The sequence below is a fragment of the Bradyrhizobium sp. B124 genome, from assembly GCF_038967635.1.
Lineage (GTDB): Bacteria > Pseudomonadota > Alphaproteobacteria > Rhizobiales > Xanthobacteraceae > Bradyrhizobium.
Map to the genome: position 1 here is coordinate 7,146,859 of NZ_CP152413.1, position 16,294 is coordinate 7,163,152.

Below are 16,294 nucleotides of genomic sequence, written 5' to 3' on the forward strand. Positions count from 1 at the left end.
GCTGATCGTGATGCTTGCGGAATGAGCGGCCCGACGAGCCCGGATGGTTGCAATCATGCGAGAGCCGAAGTCATGTTCGCGATTTCAGTAACTGTGATCTCGCACCTCGCGGAATGCACGCGATGATGCAGACGTGCGTCGCGCTGTTCCACTGAATCGCGCGATGATGAGTCACTGCACACTCTGAACCGTCGATGAATGGCTGCGTGATGCGTTTGGCGCTGTTTCAGGTTGATGTAAGGTCAAGGCGCTAGCGATGAAAGTGTGTCGGTGCGTTGCCGATGCACGGAACTTTTGTTCCGGTTCTCACGTTGAACGTGCTCATCGAAGAGGCTCCCCCAATGATCACTCGTCTTCTTTCGACCGCGTCGTGCGCTGCGATTGCCACGGCGCTGTTCACTGCGACCGCCGTGCCGGCAATCGCGCAGGATGCGGCATGCGCGCCGGTCGCTGCCGTCGAGACCGCGCCGCCGCCGTTGCCGACCTACGATCAGCCGCCGGTGCCGGGGCCCGGTTACATGTGGTCGCCGGGCAATTGGTCGTGGGACGAGGATCGCGGCGATTATTACTGGGTGCCGGGCACCTGGGTGCAGCCGCCGCGGGTCGGCTTGCTGTGGACTCCCGGTTATTGGGGCGCATTCGGCGGCGGCTTCATTTTCCATCAGGGCTACTGGGGCGATCGCGTCGGCTTCTACGGCGGCATCAATTACGGCTTCGGCTACGGCGGTTCAGGCTATGAAGGCGGCCGCTGGGATCACGGCAACTTCTTCTACAATCGCTCCGTGAACAATCTGCAGGGCGCGCGTATCACCAACGTCTACGAGAAGAACGTCACGATCAACCAGACCACCATCAACAACGTCAGCTACAATGGCGGCCGCGGCGGCATCGAGGTGCGGCCGACTCCGGCCGAACGTGCGGTCGCCAAGGAACAGCATTTCGCGGCGACGCCGTTGCAACGCAAGCAGGTCGAGACCGCAAGCCAGGATCCGAGCCTGTTCAAGCGGACCAACAACGGCGTTCCCGCGGTCGCCGCAACGGCGCGGCCCGGCGAGTTGAAGGGACCGGGCGTGGTCCGCGCGCGGCCGGCCGGTGAGGTGGTGCCTGCCAACGCTGCACGGCCGGCAGCCGGGGAGCCGGCGCGGCCAGGCGCCGCAACCGCACCGGCTGACTCCCATGCGCTCCCCGTGCCGGGCAAGGAGCTTCCGGCGGCGCATCCGTCCGCTCAGGAGACCAAGCCTGCGGCCGAGGAGAAGCGCGCAACTCCCGAGACGAAGGTTGAGCCGCATCCCGCTGCACCGGCGCCTGCCGAATCCCATGCGCTTCCGGTCCCCGAGAAGGGGATTGCGGCGCATCCGCCCGCCGAGGTGAGCAGGCCTGCGGTCGAGGAAAAGCGCGCAGCGCCTGCCGCCGAGCCGAAGGTTGAGCCGCGGCCTGCAACGGAAGCGGCGCGTCCTGCCGCACCGGAGAGGCGGCCTGAAGAGGTGCGCAAGGAGGAGCCGCGGCCCGAGCCTGCCGCGAAGCCGGTCGCGCGGCCGGAGCAGGTAGCAAGGCCTGAAGCACGACCGGAGCCTGCGGCAAGGCCGGAAGCGCGGCCGGAGACCATGGCACGCCCTGAGGCGCATCCGCAGCCGGCGGCACGGCCGGAGCCGCACGTTCAGGCCGCGCCGCACGTTCAGGCGCCGCCGCATGCTGCGCCGGCCGCAGGTCACCCCGCAGAGGAGAAGCGCCAGGAGCAACGCTGAGGTAAGATCGCGCTCCGCCGGCTCGTTCCGGCGGAGCGCGCACTCTCTTCTGCCCGCGCGCAGGCGATCATCACTGGAGGTCGGTCATGGCACAGAGTCACGGTGGCAGCGGACAGCTTGACGACGGCAAGCCACGCCTGAGCGAGGACGATATGCAGCGAGCCCTGCTTGGCCCGCGGGGTGTGCCGGGCAAGCCGGATCCCGCCAGGATGACGCCGCAGCAGAAAAAGAACATGCCGAACTATCTCGATCCCGGACATACCTCGTAGCGGGCCGCGATCTGAGCGCATGCTGCGTCGCCCATTGCCGGGCGATGTGCGAGCGCACTTGCAAATCGGCTGCTTTTGCGCCCTCATGATTGCAGGTGCACTCACGGTGTTGCGGAGCAGGTTGTGAGAAATCCGTACGAGGTTCTTGGCGTTGCCCCGACGGCGTCCTCGGCCGATATCCAGAAGGCCTATCGAAAGCTGGCGAAGAAGCTGCATCCGGATCTCAATCCGGGTGACAAGGCGGCTGAAGAAAAATTCAAGGAAGTAGCTGCGGCGAACGATCTGCTCTCAGATGCCGACAAGCGCAAGCGCTTCGACGCCGGCGAGATCGACGCTGATGGCACCGAGCGGCCGCAGCATCGCTACTACCGGGATTTCGCCACCGCGGATGGGGGGCATTCCTACGCCGACAGTTCCGGTTACGCCGATTACATGGACCAGGACGACGCGTTCGCCGAGCTGCTACGCCGCACCGAGCAGGCGCGTGCCAACCGGCGCGGCCGCGACCTGCACTACAGCCTTGTGATCGATTTCGCAGAATCGATCGCCGGCGCGAGCAAGCGCCTGGCGCTTCCCGATGGCGGCACGCTCGATGTGACGATCCCACCGGGACTGATCGACGGTCAGGTCATTCGTCTGCGCGGCAAGGGCATGCCCGGCACCGGCAAGGGCGGCCCCGGCGACGCGCTGATCGAAGTGGAGATCAGGCCCGATCCGCGCTTCACCCGCGAGGGCGATGACATTTCGCTGGAATTGCCGATCTCGCTGTCAGAGGCGGTGCTCGGCGGCAAGGTCAACGTTCCGACGCCGACCGGCGCCGTGACTATGACGGTTCCGAAAGGCTCGAACACCGGCACGACGCTGCGGTTGCGCGGAAAGGGCGCGCCCCGGGCCGGCGGTGGTCATGGCGATGAGTTCGTCAAACTCAAGGTGGTCCTGCCCAAGGGACCCGATCCCGCGCTCGAGGCGTTCGTGTCGAACTGGGATCGCAAGGGATTCAATCCACGCGATGATGGTGCATCATGAACAAGCAGCAGTTCCTGATCGATGCGGGTCTGGAGGTGCAGACCCTGGAGTTCTGGATCGAGCAGCAATGGCTCGTTCCGGACGAGACGACGCACGAGATCAGCTTTTCCGACACCGACCTGGCGCGCGCGCATCTGATCCGGGATCTGAAAGGTGATTTCGGCGTCAACGACGAGGGGATCGACGTCATCCTCCATCTGGTCGACCAACTGCACGGCCTGCGCCGGGCGTTCGAAGAGTTGCACAAGGATATCGCGTCATCGCCGCGCTAGCCGCCTCGCTTACGGCGAACCTCGGTCCCGGGAGACCATCATGACGGACAAGCCGACGCCGCTGGCTCATGGCGAGATCGACGTTCTGATTTTGCAGGCGCTGGTGCGTAAGCTGATCGCAAAGGGCGTGCTGACGCCGGACGACGTCCGCGCGATGTTGTTCGAGGCCGCGAAAAATCTCGACCTTGTCGGCAGCGAGCTGACGACGGAAGCCGCCAACATCATCGTGCAGGAAGATCTGGCGCCGGCATTCCTCGGCGGTTGATTTCGTCAGGTCTGGCCGCTGCGGTTGGAGACCAGCCGGATTTGCGTGATCTGGTCGGCATTGCCGGCAAGATAGGCCTGCGCGTCGCGCACGAGACGCTCGATCGCCGCGGCGTCATAGCTCGGATGACGGGTGTTCAGATGCAAATCGGTCTCGATCTGCATCACATTGGTGGTGGCCTCGGCGCCGAGCTCGATCGAGAACGACACCAGCGAAACGTGCGGGCTCTTGAACGCCATGTCTTGATCTCCTTTCGTCGCGCAGCGGGCGCCGTTACCTTAGGCTGCGGAATCTTCCCTTGCGCTCGCAGCATTTTGCGTAACCGCACCAGAGTGTTTGCGGTCGAGCTCCTCGATCATGCCGCGGGCAATCTCGCGCTCGCCCATGATCACGATGTCGGCCCCGAGGCCCTTCAGATGATCGACCTCGGCGTCGGAATGCGCCCGCGCGATGATCTGGATGGCGGCATTCGCCGCGCGCGCCTGCTCGACGATCTGTCCGGCCTCGAACGCCTCGGGAATGGCGATCACCAGCGATCGGGCGCCGGCCGGATTGGTTGCGCGCAGCACGCTGGCGCGCGCGGCGTTGCCCATCAGGGCTTGGATGCCGCGCTGCCTGAGCTTTGCGACCATGTCGTCGGATGCCTCGACCGCGAGGAACGGCGCGTTGCGCTGATGCAGCGCATCGCCAACGATGCTGCCGACCCGGCCGTAGCCGACCAGGATGGTGTGATCCTGCAAGTCGGTGATCGGGATCGGTTCAGCGGTTGCAACGGTTGGCGAGGAAGCCTGCGGCTTCTCGAGCCGCGAGGTCAGCCAGTCGACCACCGCGAACACCAGCGGGTTGAGCATGATCGAGAAGATCGCGCCGGCCAGGATCAGGTCGCGGCCGGCCTTCGGCAGCAGATTGAGCGCAACGCCGAGCTCGGCCAGGATGAAGGAGAATTCGCCGATCTGGGCAAGGCTCGCCGAGATCATCAGGGCGGTCGCCATCGGGTGACGGAACAGCAGAACGATCACGAGCGCGGCGAGCGACTTGCCGACCACGATCACGAACAATGTCGCGAGAAACGGCCAGGGTTCGCGCACCACGCTGAGCGGATCGAACAGCATGCCGACCGAGACGAAGAACAGCACCGCGAATGCGTCGCGCAGCGGCAGGGTCTCCTGGGCGGCGCGCTGGCTCAGCGGCGATTCCCGCAGCATCATCCCGGCAAAAAAGGCGCCGAGCGCGAGCGACACCCCGAACAGCTTGGTCGCGCCGAACGCGATGCAGAGCGCGATCGCAAGCACGGCCAGCCGGAACAGCTCGCGCGAACCGGTATGCGCGATGTAGTGCAGGGCCCATGGGATCAGCCGGCGTCCGACCACCAGCATCAGCGCGATGAACACGGCGATCTTGACCAGCGTCAGCACCAGCACGCCGGTCAGCCCAAGCCCGAAGCGGGTGGCGAGCGGGTCGGAGGTGAGGGCCGCGCCGTCGCCGCCCTGGAAGCTCGCGACCGCCGGGAACAGCACCAGCGCGAGCACCATGGCGAGGTCCTCGACGATCAGCCAGCCGACCGCGATCTTGCCGCGTTCGGTGTCCATCAGGCGGCGCTCCTGCAATGCGCGCAACAGCACGACGGTACTTGCGACCGACAGCGCGAGCCCGAACACCAGCCCGGCACCGACGGTCCAGCCCATCACCAGCGCGAGGCCGAGGCCCAAGAGTGTGGCGACCGCAATCTGCGCAATGGCGCCGGGCACCGCGATCGCGCGCACCGACAGCAGGTCGTTCAGCGAGAAATGCAGGCCGACGCCGAACATCAGGAGAATGATACCGAGCTCCGCGAGCTCGGTTGCCAGCGCCTGATCGGCGACGAAGCCGGGCGTGAACGGACCGACGGCGACACCCGCGAGCAGATAACCGACCAGTGGCGGAACCCGAAAGCGCTGGGCGATGGTTCCGAAGACGAAGGCGAGTCCGAGGCCCGCGACGATGGTCGCGATCAGAGGTGTGTCATGCGGCATTTCGCCTTGTCGCACAGCATGGTTGACGGTGCACCGCGACCATTTGAGGCGCGGCATTCCGCGCGCGGAATGGTGATCTATTGCTCATGGCGTGAGCATATGATCTCATGCCGAGATGGATCCGCGGCTGCCCAAGACCGATCTGGTCATCTTCGACTGCGACGGCGTGCTCGTCGACAGCGAGGAGTTGAGCTGCCGCTGCCTCGCCGGGGCGATGGCGAAGGCCGGCATCGAGATGAGCACCGAGCGGGCGCTCGAACTCTTCCTCGGGCGCAGCACCACGGCCCTGATCGATTATTGCCGGGGCGTGGGCAAGCCGTTGCCTGCGACCTTCCTAGCCGAATTGGCGCACCAGGTGCGCGAGACCTTCCGCTCGCGGCTCAAGCCGATTGCGGGCATCGCCGCCGTGCTCGCGGAATTGCACCTGCCGTATTGCGTCGCCTCATCGAGCGATCTTGACCGCGTGAGGTTCTCGCTGGAGCTGACCGGTCTTGCGGCGAGCTTCGGACAGCGGCTCTACACCGCGCAGATGGTCGAGCGTGGCAAGCCGGCGCCGGATCTATTCCTGTTTGCCGCCGGCAAAATGGGAGCCGAGCCGCGCCGCACGCTTGTCATCGAGGACAGCGTCAGCGGGGTGACGGCGGCAAAGGCCGCTGGCATGAAAGTGTGGGGATTTGTCGGCGGCGCCCACTATCGGTTGACGGACGGCAGTGCTCTGCTGAAGCAGGCCGGGGCGGATCGAATCTTCGCCGCGATGACCGATTTCTGGAACGAAGGCTGACGTACGATCATGGCTGCGCCCGACAACGAAAAGTCTCGCCTTGACGATGCGGCGCGCGCCGGCTGGCTGTATTTCATCGCGGGCCACACCCAGGACGAGATTGCAAAAATGCTGCAGGTGTCGCGCGCCTCGGCGCAGCGCCTGGTGTCGCTGTGCCTTGCCGAACGGCTGATCACGTTTCGTCTCGAGCACCCCATTGCGGCCTGCATGGAGCTCGCGTCCCGGCTGAAGGAGCGGTTCGATCTGGTGCATTGCGACGTCGTGCCATCGGATCCGGCGGCGCCGCTGTCGAATGCCGGGATTGCGGAGCGCAGCGCCAATCTGCTGGAGCTGACGCTGCGCTCGGAGACGCCGGTCATCGTGGCGCTCGGCACCGGCCGCGCGGTGCGCGCCGCGGTCGAGCGGGTCTCGCCGATCGAGCGGCCCGATCATCAGATCGTCTCGCTGGTCGGCAACATCTCCGCCGACGGCTCGGCGAGCTTCTACGACACGGTCGGACGGCTCGCCGACCGCACCGGTGCACGCCATTACCCGATGCCGCTGCCGTTCCTGATGTCGAGCGAGGACGAGCGCAACCGCATGATCCGCATCGATCCGATCGCGCGGGTGAGGGCGGTCGCCGCCAAGGCCGATCTGCGCCTGATCGGCATCGGCCAGATGGACCAGAAGGCCCAGGTCCATGTCGACGGCTTCGTCACCCGCGAAGAATTGCTGGAGATGATGCGGCTCGGCGCGATCGGCGAGGTGACCGGCTGGGCCTATGACGCCAAGGGCCGCCTGATCAAGGGCGGCACCAACAAGCGCCTGACCAGCATTCCGCCGCAGATCCCTGCGGTGTCGACCACGATCGCGGCGGCCGTCGGCGCCGCCAAGGTGCCGTCGATCAAGGCTGCGCTGGCGGGCCGGGTGATCAACGGCCTCATCACGGATGAGGCCACGGCGCGCGCGGTGCTGGATCGCTAGAGCGCGCTGCATCAGTTCATTTGAACGAACCACGCGCTACGCTTCGCCTCGCCCCGCGCGCGGGGAGAGGCCGGAACGCATCGTCAGATGCGTTCCGGGTGAGGGGGAGTCTCCGCGCATTCCTTTGATTTCGTATGCGCGGAGAGAGCCCCTCACCCCAGCCCTCTCCCCGTAAGAACGGGGCGAGGGAGCGCCGTCCCGTTGCCGTCGCGATGCGAGCCGCATTCCCAGGCGCTGTCGCCTCCCTTCACCTCCGCACAAACCTCCATCCCAGGCTGCAGTGGAACCCGCAATCGCGCGGGACGGCGTAGTCGCGTGCTTGACAAATTTTAACGACGGGATGAACATACGCTCAACACGTGGGCATATGCTCAACGTGACATAAGGGAGGTCACCTTGAAAAACGTCCTTTGCGCCGTTGCGGGCGCGGCTGCTCTTTTGATCTCTGCCCCCTCGATCGCCCAGACCACGCTGACGGTGGCGACCGTCAACAACAGCGACATGATCCGCATGCAGGGGCTCACCAGCGAATTCACCGCGAAGAATCCCGACATCACCGTGAAATGGGTGACGCTCGAGGAGAACGTGCTGCGCCAGCGCGTGACCACCGACATCGCCACCAAAGGCGGCCAGTTCGACGTGCTCACCATCGGCACCTACGAGGTGCCGATCTGGGCCAAGAAGAGCTGGCTGGTGCCGCTCGACAAGCTCGGCGCTGACTACGACGTCAACGACCTGCTGCCGAAGATCAAGGATGCGGTCTCGGTCGACGGCAAGCTCTACGCCGCACCGTTCTACGGCGAGAGCTCGATGGTGATGTACCGCACCGACCTGTTCGACAAGGCCGGCTTGAAGATGCCGGAAAGCCCGACCTGGGACTTCGTGGTCGATGCGGCCAAGAAGCTGACCGACAAGTCGGGCGGCGTCTACGGCATCTGCCTGCGCGGCAAGGCCGGCTGGGGCGAGAACATGGCGTTCCTGACCGCGATGTCCAACTCGTTCGGCGCGCGTTGGTTCGACGAGAAGTGGGAGCCGCAGTTCAATTCGCCGGAATGGAAGAAGACGCTCACGACTTATGTCGACCTGATGAAGCAGGCCGGACCTCCCGGCGCCTCATCCAACGGCTTCAACGAGAACCTCGCGCTGTTCAGCGCCGGCAAATGCGCGATGTGGATCGATGCCACGGTGGCGGCGTCCATGGTGACCAACCCGAAGGATTCCAAGGTTGCCGACAAGGTCGGCTTCGCGCTGGCCCCGAACACCGGGCTCGGCAAGAACGCCAACTGGCTGTGGGCATGGAGCCTCGCGATCCCCGCCGGCTCGAAGAAGGTCGATGCGGCCGAGAAGTTCATCGCCTGGGCGACCAGCAAGGATTACACCAAGCTCGTCGCGTCGAAGGAAGGCTGGTCCAACGTGCCGCCCGGCACGCGCACCTCGCTGTACAAGAACCCCGATTATCTGAAGGTCGCGCCCTTCGCCAAGCTGACCCTGGCCTCGATCGACGCCGCCGATCCGAACAAGCCGACGGTGAAGCCGGTGCCATACGTGGGCGTGCAGTATGCGGCGATCCCTGAATTCCAGGGCATCGGCACCCAGGTCGGCCAGCAGTTCTCGGCCGCGCTGTCCGGCTCGACCACCGTCGATGCGGCGCTCACCGCTGCGCAGTCCGTGACCGAGCGCGAGATGAAGCGCGCGGGCTACATCAAATAAGCCACGCCCAGACAAAGCCAGGGCGCAGCACGCGCCTTGGCCGCCCGACCTAGCTCAAACCTCCCGAGCTGGGCTACTTGCGACCATCCTGTCCCGCAGCGGGATGGTCGCTCCTTTCGAGAGAAGGAGGCGGGGATGGCGACCCAGCAGACCCAACTGCTCGCACGCACGTTGCTCACGCCCGCCGTGGCGCTGCTGTTCATCTGGATGATCGTGCCGCTGGCGCTCACGATCTACTTCGCGACCCTGCACTACAACCTGCTCGATCCCGGCTCCGAATCCTTCGTCGGGCTGGAGAACTTCCGCTACTTCCTGACCGATCCGGCTTTCCTCGCCTCGTTGCAGAACACCCTGGTGCTGGTCGGCTCGGTGCTCGCGATCACGATCATCCTCGGCGTGCCACTGGCGCTGTTGCTCGACCAGCAGGTGGTCGGGCTCTCGATCGTCCGGCTGATGGTGATCGCGCCGTTCTTCGTGATGCCGACGGTGAGCGCGCTGGTCTGGAAGAACCTGTTGATGCATCCGGTGTCGGGCCTGTTCGCCTGGATCGCGCATCTGTTCGGGCTGCCGGCGATCGACTGGTTCAACGATGCGCCGCTGTTCTCGGTGATCCTGATCGTCTCCTGGCAGTGGCTGCCGTTCGCGACCCTGATCCTCTTGACCGCGCTGCAATCGCTCGACGAGGAGCAGAAGGAAGCGGCCGAGATGGACGGCGCGAGTGCGATCTCGACTTTCATCTACATCACGCTGCCGCATCTGGCGCGCCCGATCACGGTGGTGATCCTGATCGAGACCATCTTCCTGCTCACGGTGTTTGCCGAGATCTTCGTCACCACCGGCGGCGGCCCCGGCCTGCAGACCACCAACATCGCCTTCCTGATCTATTCGCAGGCGCTGATCCAGTACGACGTCGGCAGCGCCTCGGCAGGCGGCCTGGTCGCGGTGGTCCTCGCCAACATCGTGGCGTTCTTCCTCGTTCGCATCGTCGGCCGGAATCTGGAGGCGTAACGTCATGGCGCGGATGGTCACGACACGGAACAAGGTGATCTCGACGGCGGCGGCCTGGCTGGTCGGCTTCCTGATCTTCTTCCCGATCCTCTGGATGGTGCTGGCGAGCTTCAAGACCGAGCTTGAGGCCTTCGCCATCCCGCCGTCGTTCCTGTTCTTCCACTGGACGACGGAGAACTACGTCACGGTGCAGGAGCGCAGCGACTACCTGCACCACGCGCTCAACTCGATCATCATCGCCGGCGGCTCGACGCTGATCGCGATGCTGATCGCAATTCCGGCCGCATGGTCGATGGCGTTCTCGCCGACCAAGCGGACCAAGGATGTGCTGCTCTGGATGCTGTCCACCAAGATGATGCCGCCGGTCGGCGTGCTGGTGCCGATCTACCTGATCTACCGAACGTTCGGCCTGCTCGATACCCGAAGCGGCCTGATCTTCATCCTGTGCCTCGGCAATCTGCCGATCGTGATCTGGATGCTGTTCACCTATTTCAAGGAGATCCCGAAGGACATCCTCGAGGCGGCGCGGATGGACGGCGCCACGATCGGGCGCGAGCTGATCTATGTGCTGACCCCGATGGCCGTGCCGGGGCTCGCCTCGACCTTGCTGCTCAATCTGATCCTGGCGTGGAATGAGGCGTTCTGGACCCTCAATTTGTCGACCCTCGAGGCCGCGCCGCTCACCGTGTTCATCGCATCCTATTCCAGCCCGGAAGGATTGTTCTGGGCAAAATTGTCGGCGGCGTCGACGCTCGCGATCGCGCCCATTCTCGTGCTCGGCTGGTTCAGTCAGCGGCAGCTCGTCCGCGGCCTGACCTTCGGCGCGGTCAAGTAGCAGAAAGGCTTTCGCCATGGGTCAGATTACGCTGCAGGGTGTGCAAAAATCATTCGGGCCGGTCCACATCATCAAGGGCGCCGACCTCGAGATCACGGACGGCTCCTTCGTCGTCTTCGTCGGTCCGTCGGGTTGCGGCAAGACCACGCTGCTGCGGCTGATCGCCGGGCTCGAGGATGTAACCGGCGGCGCCATCCTGATCGACGGACGCAACGTGGTCGATGTGCCGCCGGCCAAGCGCGGGCTGTCGATGGTGTTCCAGTCCTACGCGCTCTATCCGCATATGAGCGTGCGCGGCAACATTGCGTTCGGCCTGAAAATGGCCGGGGTCGCCAAGGACGAGATCAACCGCAAGGTCGAGGCCGCCGCGGCCACCCTCAACCTGACGCCCTATCTCGAGCGCAAGCCGCGCGAGCTCTCCGGCGGCCAGCGCCAGCGCGTCGCGATCGGGCGCGCCATCGTGCGCGAGCCGAAGGCGTTCCTGTTCGACGAGCCGCTGTCGAATCTCGACGCCGCGCTGCGGGTGCAGATGCGGCTCGAGGTGACGCGATTGCAGAAGCAGCTCGGCACCACGGCGATCTACGTCACCCACGACCAGGTCGAGGCCATGACCATGGCCGACAAGATCGTGGTGCTGAACGGCGGCAAGATCGAGCAATATGGCTCGCCGCTCGAGCTCTATGAGAAGCCTAACAACCTGTTCGTTGCAGGCTTCATCGGCTCGCCGAAGATGAATTTCGTCACCGGCGAACTCGCCAAGCAGCAGGGCGCGACCACCATCGGGGTGCGGCCCGAGCATTTGAAGGTCGAGCGCGACGGGCAGGGCGGCTGGCAGGGGACGGTGGCGGTCGCCGAGCATCTCGGCAGCGACACCTTTCTCTACGTCGATGCCGGACCGCTCGGGATGCTGACCGCGCGCTATGTCGGCGAGCTCGACCTGCATCCCGGCGACAAGGTGTCGCTGATCCCGGATCCGGCGCGCATCCATCGTTTCGACGACAGCGGAAAGTCGATCCACGCGTAAGGAAGAAGAAAATGTATCTCGAGAAATTCAGGCTCGGCGGCAAGACCGCCATCATCACCGGCGCCGGTCAGGGCATCGGGCTCGCCTGCGCCGAGGCACTGGCGGAGGCCGGCGCCAAGGTCGTCATCGGCGACCGCGACGCCAAGGCGGCCAATGACGCGCAGGCGGCGCTGAAGGCCAAGGGTTTCGACGCCGATATCGCGCTGATGGACGTGACGGATTCCGGGCGCGTCTCCGCGGTCGCCGACGAGCTGGTCCGCAAGTACGGCAAGGTCGATATCCTCGTCAACAATGCCGGCATCGCGCGCAGCGAGACCCCGGCCGAGACGGTGACCGACGAGCACTGGCTCAACGTCATCGATGTCAATCTGAACGGCACCTTCTGGTGCTGCCGCGCGTTCGGCAATCACATGCTGAAGGCGAAGTCCGGCACCATCGTCAATGTCGGCTCGATGTCCGGCTTCATCGTCAACAAGCCGCAGGAGCAGTGCTTCTACAATGCATCCAAGGCCGCGGTGCATCATCTGACCAAATCGCTCGCCGCCGAATGGGGCGCGCGCGGGGTTCGCGTCAACGCCGTGGCGCCGACCTATATCGAGACCCCGCTGAACGCCTTTGTGAAGAACAGCCCGCGAATGTACGACGCCTGGATCGGCGGAACCCCGATGGCGCGGATGGGGCAGGTCGACGAGATCGCCTCGGTGGTGTTGTTCCTGGCCTCCGAGGCGGCGAGCCTGATGACCGGAAGCATCGTTCTGGTCGATGGCGGCTACACTTGCTGGTAAGCTTGCGCCGGAAATAACGGAGCGGCCATGCGGCAAGCCTATATCGGGGTGGACGTCGGGAGCACCAGCGCCCGGGCGGGGGTATTCGACGAGGCCGGCGAGCTACTGGGTTCGGCCCGGCATCCGATCCGGGTCTGGCACGAGCCGGGCGATATCGTCGAGCAATCGTCCGATGACATCTGGGCGGCCTGCGTGACGTCCGTGCGTCACGCGATGCGGGAGGCCGCGGTCGCCGCCGAGCAGGTCAAGGGCATCGGTTTCGATGCGACCTGCTCGCTGGTCGTGCTCGACAGAGCAGGCCGGCCGCTCACCGTCAGCCCGTCCGGCGACTCCGCGCGCAACGTCGTGGTCTGGATGGACCACCGCGCGATGGATGAGACCGAATTCGTCAACGCGACCGGCGATCGCGTGCTGCGCTATGTCGGCGGCGCCATCTCGCCGGAGATGGAGATCCCGAAGATCCTCTGGCTGAAGCGGCATCTGCCCGCGACCTTCGAGGCCGCCGGGCATTTCTTCGATCTCGCCGACTATCTCTCGTTCCGCGCCTCCGGCTCGCTGGCGCGCTCGACCTGCACGGTCACTTGCAAATGGACCTATGTGGCGGGTGAGGGCGGCTGGAGCGAATCGTTCCTGAAGCGGGTCGGGCTCGAGGCGCTCGCAGCGGATCGCTTCGCCCGGATCGGCACCGAGATCGTGCCGCCGGGCTCGCCGCTCGGCCGGGGTTTGTCGGAAGATGCCGCGCGCGATCTCGGCCTGGTGCCGGGAACCGCGGTCGGCGCCTCGCTGATCGATGCCCATGCCGGCGGCGTCGGCGCGATCGGCGGCCGTGATGGCTCCGGCGCCGACGTCGATGTCTGCCAGCGATTGGCCTACATCATGGGGACGTCGGCTTGCATCATGGCGACGACCGTCGATCCTTGCTTCGTGCCCGGCGTCTGGGGCCCCTATTTCGAAGGCATGGTGCCGGGCTTCTGGCTGAACGAGGGCGGTCAATCCGCGGCGGGTGCCGCGATCGATCATCTGCTCAAATCGCATCCGGCGCATGCCGAGGTTTTACTTGCCGCGAAGCACGACGGCGTCGATGTCATCGAGTACCTCGAAAAGCGCATCCTGGCGCGCAGCGGCAATGCCGGCGCGGCCGCGCTCCTCGCGCGCAACGTTCACGTTCTGCCGGAATTTCTCGGCAACCGGTCGCCTTACGCCGATCCCGGCTCGCGCGCCGTGATCGCGGGGCTCGATCTCGACACCGATGTGTCGGCGCTGGAGCGGCTGTTCATCGCCGGCCTGTGCGGGCTGGCCTATGGCCTCGCCGACGTCATCGAGGCGCTGCAGGCCCACGGCGTCAGCGGCAAGACCATCGTGATCGGCGGCGGCGCCAGCCGCAGCCCCCTGGTGCGCCAGATCATGGCCGACACCACCGGTTACACGGTGGCGTTGCCGCAGACCCAGGAACCGGTTCTGCTCGGCGCCGCGATGCTGGGTGCGGTCGCCAGCGGTGCGCACAACTCGATCAATGCGGCGATGGCCGGCATGTCGGCGCTCGGGCGGTTGAGCGAGCCGACCAGGCCCGAGCTTGCCGATTTCCATCGCAAGAAGCGCGGCGTGCACAAGATGCTGCGTCAGCTTGATCGCGACAGCCGCGAGGCGATGAAGCGGGCGCCCGGTGCGGCGCCGGGTTGAGGTGTTTGCATGCTGCTGAGTTGCGGAGATGCCTTGATCGATTTCCTGCCGTCGCGGACGGCGGATGGACGCGAGGCCCTGACGCCCGCCGTTGGCGGCTCCTGTCTCAACATCGCGATCGGCGCCGCCCGGCTCGATGTTCCCACCGGCTTTGTCGGTGGCATCTCTACCGACACGTTCGGCAGGATGATCGCCGATCATGCCACGGATTCCGGCGTCGATCTCAGCCGCGCGACGCGCAGCGATCGCCAGGCCACGCTCGCCTTTGCCCGCGTGACCGGCACCGAGACGCAATACGCGTTCTATGACGCCGACACCGCATCGCGGAACTGGACCTATCGGCGTGAGGCGATCGCGCTTGACGGCGTCACGTGCCTTCATACCGGCTCGACCACGCTGGTCCATGACAAGGGCGCAGCCGAGACGCTGGCCTTTATCGAAGATGCGCGGACGAACGCGACGATCTCACTCGATCCGAACTGCCGGCCGAACCTCGTCAAGGACAAGGACGCCTATCGCGCCCGCATGCTGGCATTCTGCGGCAAGGCCGACATTGTAAAAATGTCCGACGTCGACTTCGCCTATCTGTTCGGCGATCAGGCCTATGCTGCGCGGGCCGAGGCGCTGCTGTCCGGCGGGGCGTCGCTCGTCGTCATTACGCGCGGCAATGATGGCGCCTGTGCCTGGCATCGCGAGGCCGGACCGATCGAGGTCGCATCGCCGGCCGTAAAGGTCGTGGATACAATCGGCGCCGGCGACAGTTTTCAGGCCGCGCTGCTCGCCGCATTGCATCGGCTGGATCGGATCGCGCGACAACGTCTGCGCGAGATCAGCGCGGCCGAGCTCACGCGCGCGCTGTCCTTTGCCTGCAAATGCGCCGCCTTCACCTGCACGCGCGCCGGCGCTGATCCGCCGCGGAGCCGGGAGTTGCCCGCGGACACCTGGTAGCTGCTCCACAGCAGAAAAGACCTCGCGTCACAGCCGCGCAACGACCTTCTCGGCGCTCTTGAGGAAATTTGGGATCAACGGGCTGGAGGAATCGCGCCGCCAACAAGCCGCGATCTCGATCGTGTCGGCGATGTCGACAAAGCGCCGGAACGCGATGCCGGGTGGCGCGCCGAGCTTGGCGCAGGCCGGCAGGATCGCGAGCCCTTCGCCGGCGAGCACAAGGCTGAGCGCCGAGTGCACGGTCTCCACCCGGCTGACGATCGGCATCACGACCTGATGCCGGCGCAGCATCGCCGATACCGCCGACGAGGTGGGCTCCTCCGGCCGCGGCAGGGCGATGAGCGGACGTCCCTGCAATCTGCTGACCGGTACCGCAGGGAGGCGGGCGAGCGGCGAGCGGGCCCGCATCGCCAGCATCAGCGGCTGCGTGCCGATCTGGGCGACCTGGATTTCCGGGTGATGGATTGCTGGCATGCACAGAGCCACGCTGACGGCGCGGTCGAGCAGCAGCGTCTCGCGGGTCGATGCGGAAAGCTCCACGAAATCGAGATCGACGCCGGGCAGCGAGCGGCGCAGCTCTGGCACCAGGCGCGGCAGCACCGCGCTCGCCAGCACGAACATGTAGCCGACCGAGAGCCGTCCGCGCTGTCCGGAGGCGATCGCGCGCGCCGCCTCGACGCCTTCCTCGGCCAGCGCCAGCGCCTCGCTCGCCCGCGACAGCAGCGCGAGACCGGCCTCGGTCAAATCCATGCCGCGCGTGCCGCGACGGAACAGCGGCGTGCCGAGCTCGGCCTCGAGCTTGCGGATCTGCACCGACAGCGGCGGCTGGGCCATCCGCAGCCGCTCGGCAGCCTTGCCAACGCTGCGCTCCTCAGCCACGGCCACGAAGTAACGAAGCCGACGCAAATCCATAGGCATACCGAAAATGTATGAGTTGGCCTTTAAATTCGTATTGGACGCCGAGTTAACAT

Annotated in this window: 17 protein-coding genes; 14 read left to right on the forward strand and 3 right to left on the reverse strand. The window is 65.7% G+C overall.

Translation table 11 applies throughout. The features are described from left to right. The first annotated feature begins 341 nt into the window (after positions 1 to 341). The 5 genes from AAFG13_RS34055 to AAFG13_RS34075 all read left to right on the forward strand — a co-directional run bounded on the left by AAFG13_RS34055 (position 342) and on the right by AAFG13_RS34075 (position 3,577). The gene (locus AAFG13_RS34055) at positions 342 to 1,745 is read left to right on the forward strand and encodes a hypothetical protein (RefSeq protein ID WP_342709493.1); all 1,404 of its coding nucleotides are present in this window, start codon (positions 342 to 344) and stop codon (positions 1,743 to 1,745) included. 86 nt (positions 1,746 to 1,831) lie between these two features. After that, a complete protein-coding gene (locus AAFG13_RS34060) occupies positions 1,832 to 2,014 on the forward strand; it encodes a hypothetical protein (RefSeq protein WP_092116659.1) in 183 nt (60 codons plus the stop codon). A 123-nt stretch (positions 2,015 to 2,137) separates the two neighbouring features. Further along, the gene (locus tag AAFG13_RS34065) at positions 2,138 to 3,040 is read left to right on the forward strand and encodes a J domain-containing protein (RefSeq protein WP_212319352.1); all 903 of its coding nucleotides are present in this window, start codon (positions 2,138 to 2,140) and stop codon (positions 3,038 to 3,040) included. Further along, positions 3,037 to 3,312 (forward strand): chaperone modulator CbpM, encoded by a 276-nt coding sequence (locus AAFG13_RS34070; RefSeq protein ID WP_092116655.1) that lies wholly within the window; start codon positions 3,037 to 3,039, stop codon positions 3,310 to 3,312. Before AAFG13_RS34065 ends, AAFG13_RS34070 begins: the two co-directional genes overlap by 4 nt. 40 nt (positions 3,313 to 3,352) lie before the next feature. Next, entirely contained in the window at positions 3,353 to 3,577 is a 225-nt protein-coding gene (locus tag AAFG13_RS34075; protein WP_021081495.1) for a hypothetical protein, read from the forward strand. Between the two features lie 5 nt (positions 3,578 to 3,582). On the opposite strand, the gene AAFG13_RS34080 is transcribed toward AAFG13_RS34075, so the two are convergent. Continuing rightward, entirely contained in the window at positions 3,583 to 3,816 is a 234-nt protein-coding gene (locus AAFG13_RS34080; RefSeq protein ID WP_212319354.1) for a hypothetical protein, read from the reverse strand. Positions 3,817 to 3,855: 39 nt separating this feature from the next. Continuing rightward, a complete protein-coding gene (gene ybaL / locus AAFG13_RS34085) occupies positions 3,856 to 5,589 on the reverse strand; it encodes a YbaL family putative K(+) efflux transporter (protein ID WP_342709494.1) in 1,734 nt (577 codons plus the stop codon). Positions 5,590 to 5,704: 115 nt separating this feature from the next. Between ybaL and AAFG13_RS34090 the strand changes: the two genes are divergently transcribed. From AAFG13_RS34090 to AAFG13_RS34130, 9 genes are all read left to right on the forward strand, one after another. Continuing rightward, a complete protein-coding gene (locus AAFG13_RS34090) occupies positions 5,705 to 6,370 on the forward strand; it encodes an HAD family hydrolase (protein ID WP_342709495.1) in 666 nt (221 codons plus the stop codon). Positions 6,371 to 6,379: 9 nt separating this feature from the next. Further along, a complete protein-coding gene (locus AAFG13_RS34095) occupies positions 6,380 to 7,333 on the forward strand; it encodes a sugar-binding transcriptional regulator (RefSeq protein ID WP_342709496.1) in 954 nt (317 codons plus the stop codon). 396 nt (positions 7,334 to 7,729) lie between these two features. After that, positions 7,730 to 9,043: a sugar ABC transporter substrate-binding protein gene (locus tag AAFG13_RS34100; protein WP_212319362.1), complete on the forward strand. Its 1,314-nt coding sequence runs from the start codon at positions 7,730 to 7,732 to the stop codon at positions 9,041 to 9,043. 135 nt (positions 9,044 to 9,178) lie between these two features. Further along, complete coding sequence (locus AAFG13_RS34105; protein WP_171947724.1) at positions 9,179 to 10,051, forward strand: sugar ABC transporter permease; 873 nt, start codon at positions 9,179 to 9,181, stop codon at positions 10,049 to 10,051. A 4-nt stretch (positions 10,052 to 10,055) separates the two neighbouring features. Next, positions 10,056 to 10,886, forward strand: a complete 831-nt coding sequence (locus AAFG13_RS34110) for a carbohydrate ABC transporter permease (RefSeq protein WP_092116645.1) — start codon at positions 10,056 to 10,058, stop codon at positions 10,884 to 10,886. A gap of 16 nt (positions 10,887 to 10,902) precedes the next feature. Then, positions 10,903 to 11,910: an ABC transporter ATP-binding protein gene (locus AAFG13_RS34115; RefSeq protein ID WP_212319364.1), complete on the forward strand. Its 1,008-nt coding sequence runs from the start codon at positions 10,903 to 10,905 to the stop codon at positions 11,908 to 11,910. An 11-nt stretch (positions 11,911 to 11,921) separates the two neighbouring features. Further along, positions 11,922 to 12,695 carry an SDR family oxidoreductase gene (locus tag AAFG13_RS34120; protein WP_212319366.1) on the forward strand — a complete coding sequence of 258 codons (774 nt, stop codon included), beginning with the start codon at positions 11,922 to 11,924 and terminating at the stop codon, positions 12,693 to 12,695. A gap of 27 nt (positions 12,696 to 12,722) precedes the next feature. Then, positions 12,723 to 14,375: an FGGY-family carbohydrate kinase gene (locus AAFG13_RS34125; protein WP_342709497.1), complete on the forward strand. Its 1,653-nt coding sequence runs from the start codon at positions 12,723 to 12,725 to the stop codon at positions 14,373 to 14,375. A gap of 9 nt (positions 14,376 to 14,384) precedes the next feature. After that, positions 14,385 to 15,323, forward strand: coding sequence for a carbohydrate kinase (locus AAFG13_RS34130; protein ID WP_342709498.1), 939 nt, complete (start codon positions 14,385 to 14,387; stop codon positions 15,321 to 15,323). A gap of 27 nt (positions 15,324 to 15,350) precedes the next feature. Here the strand turns inward: AAFG13_RS34130 and AAFG13_RS34135 are convergent, their stop codons facing one another. Then, positions 15,351 to 16,235 carry a LysR substrate-binding domain-containing protein gene (locus tag AAFG13_RS34135; protein ID WP_342709499.1) on the reverse strand — a complete coding sequence of 295 codons (885 nt, stop codon included), beginning with the start codon at positions 16,233 to 16,235 and terminating at the stop codon, positions 15,351 to 15,353. Between the last annotated feature and the right edge of the window lie 59 nt (positions 16,236 to 16,294).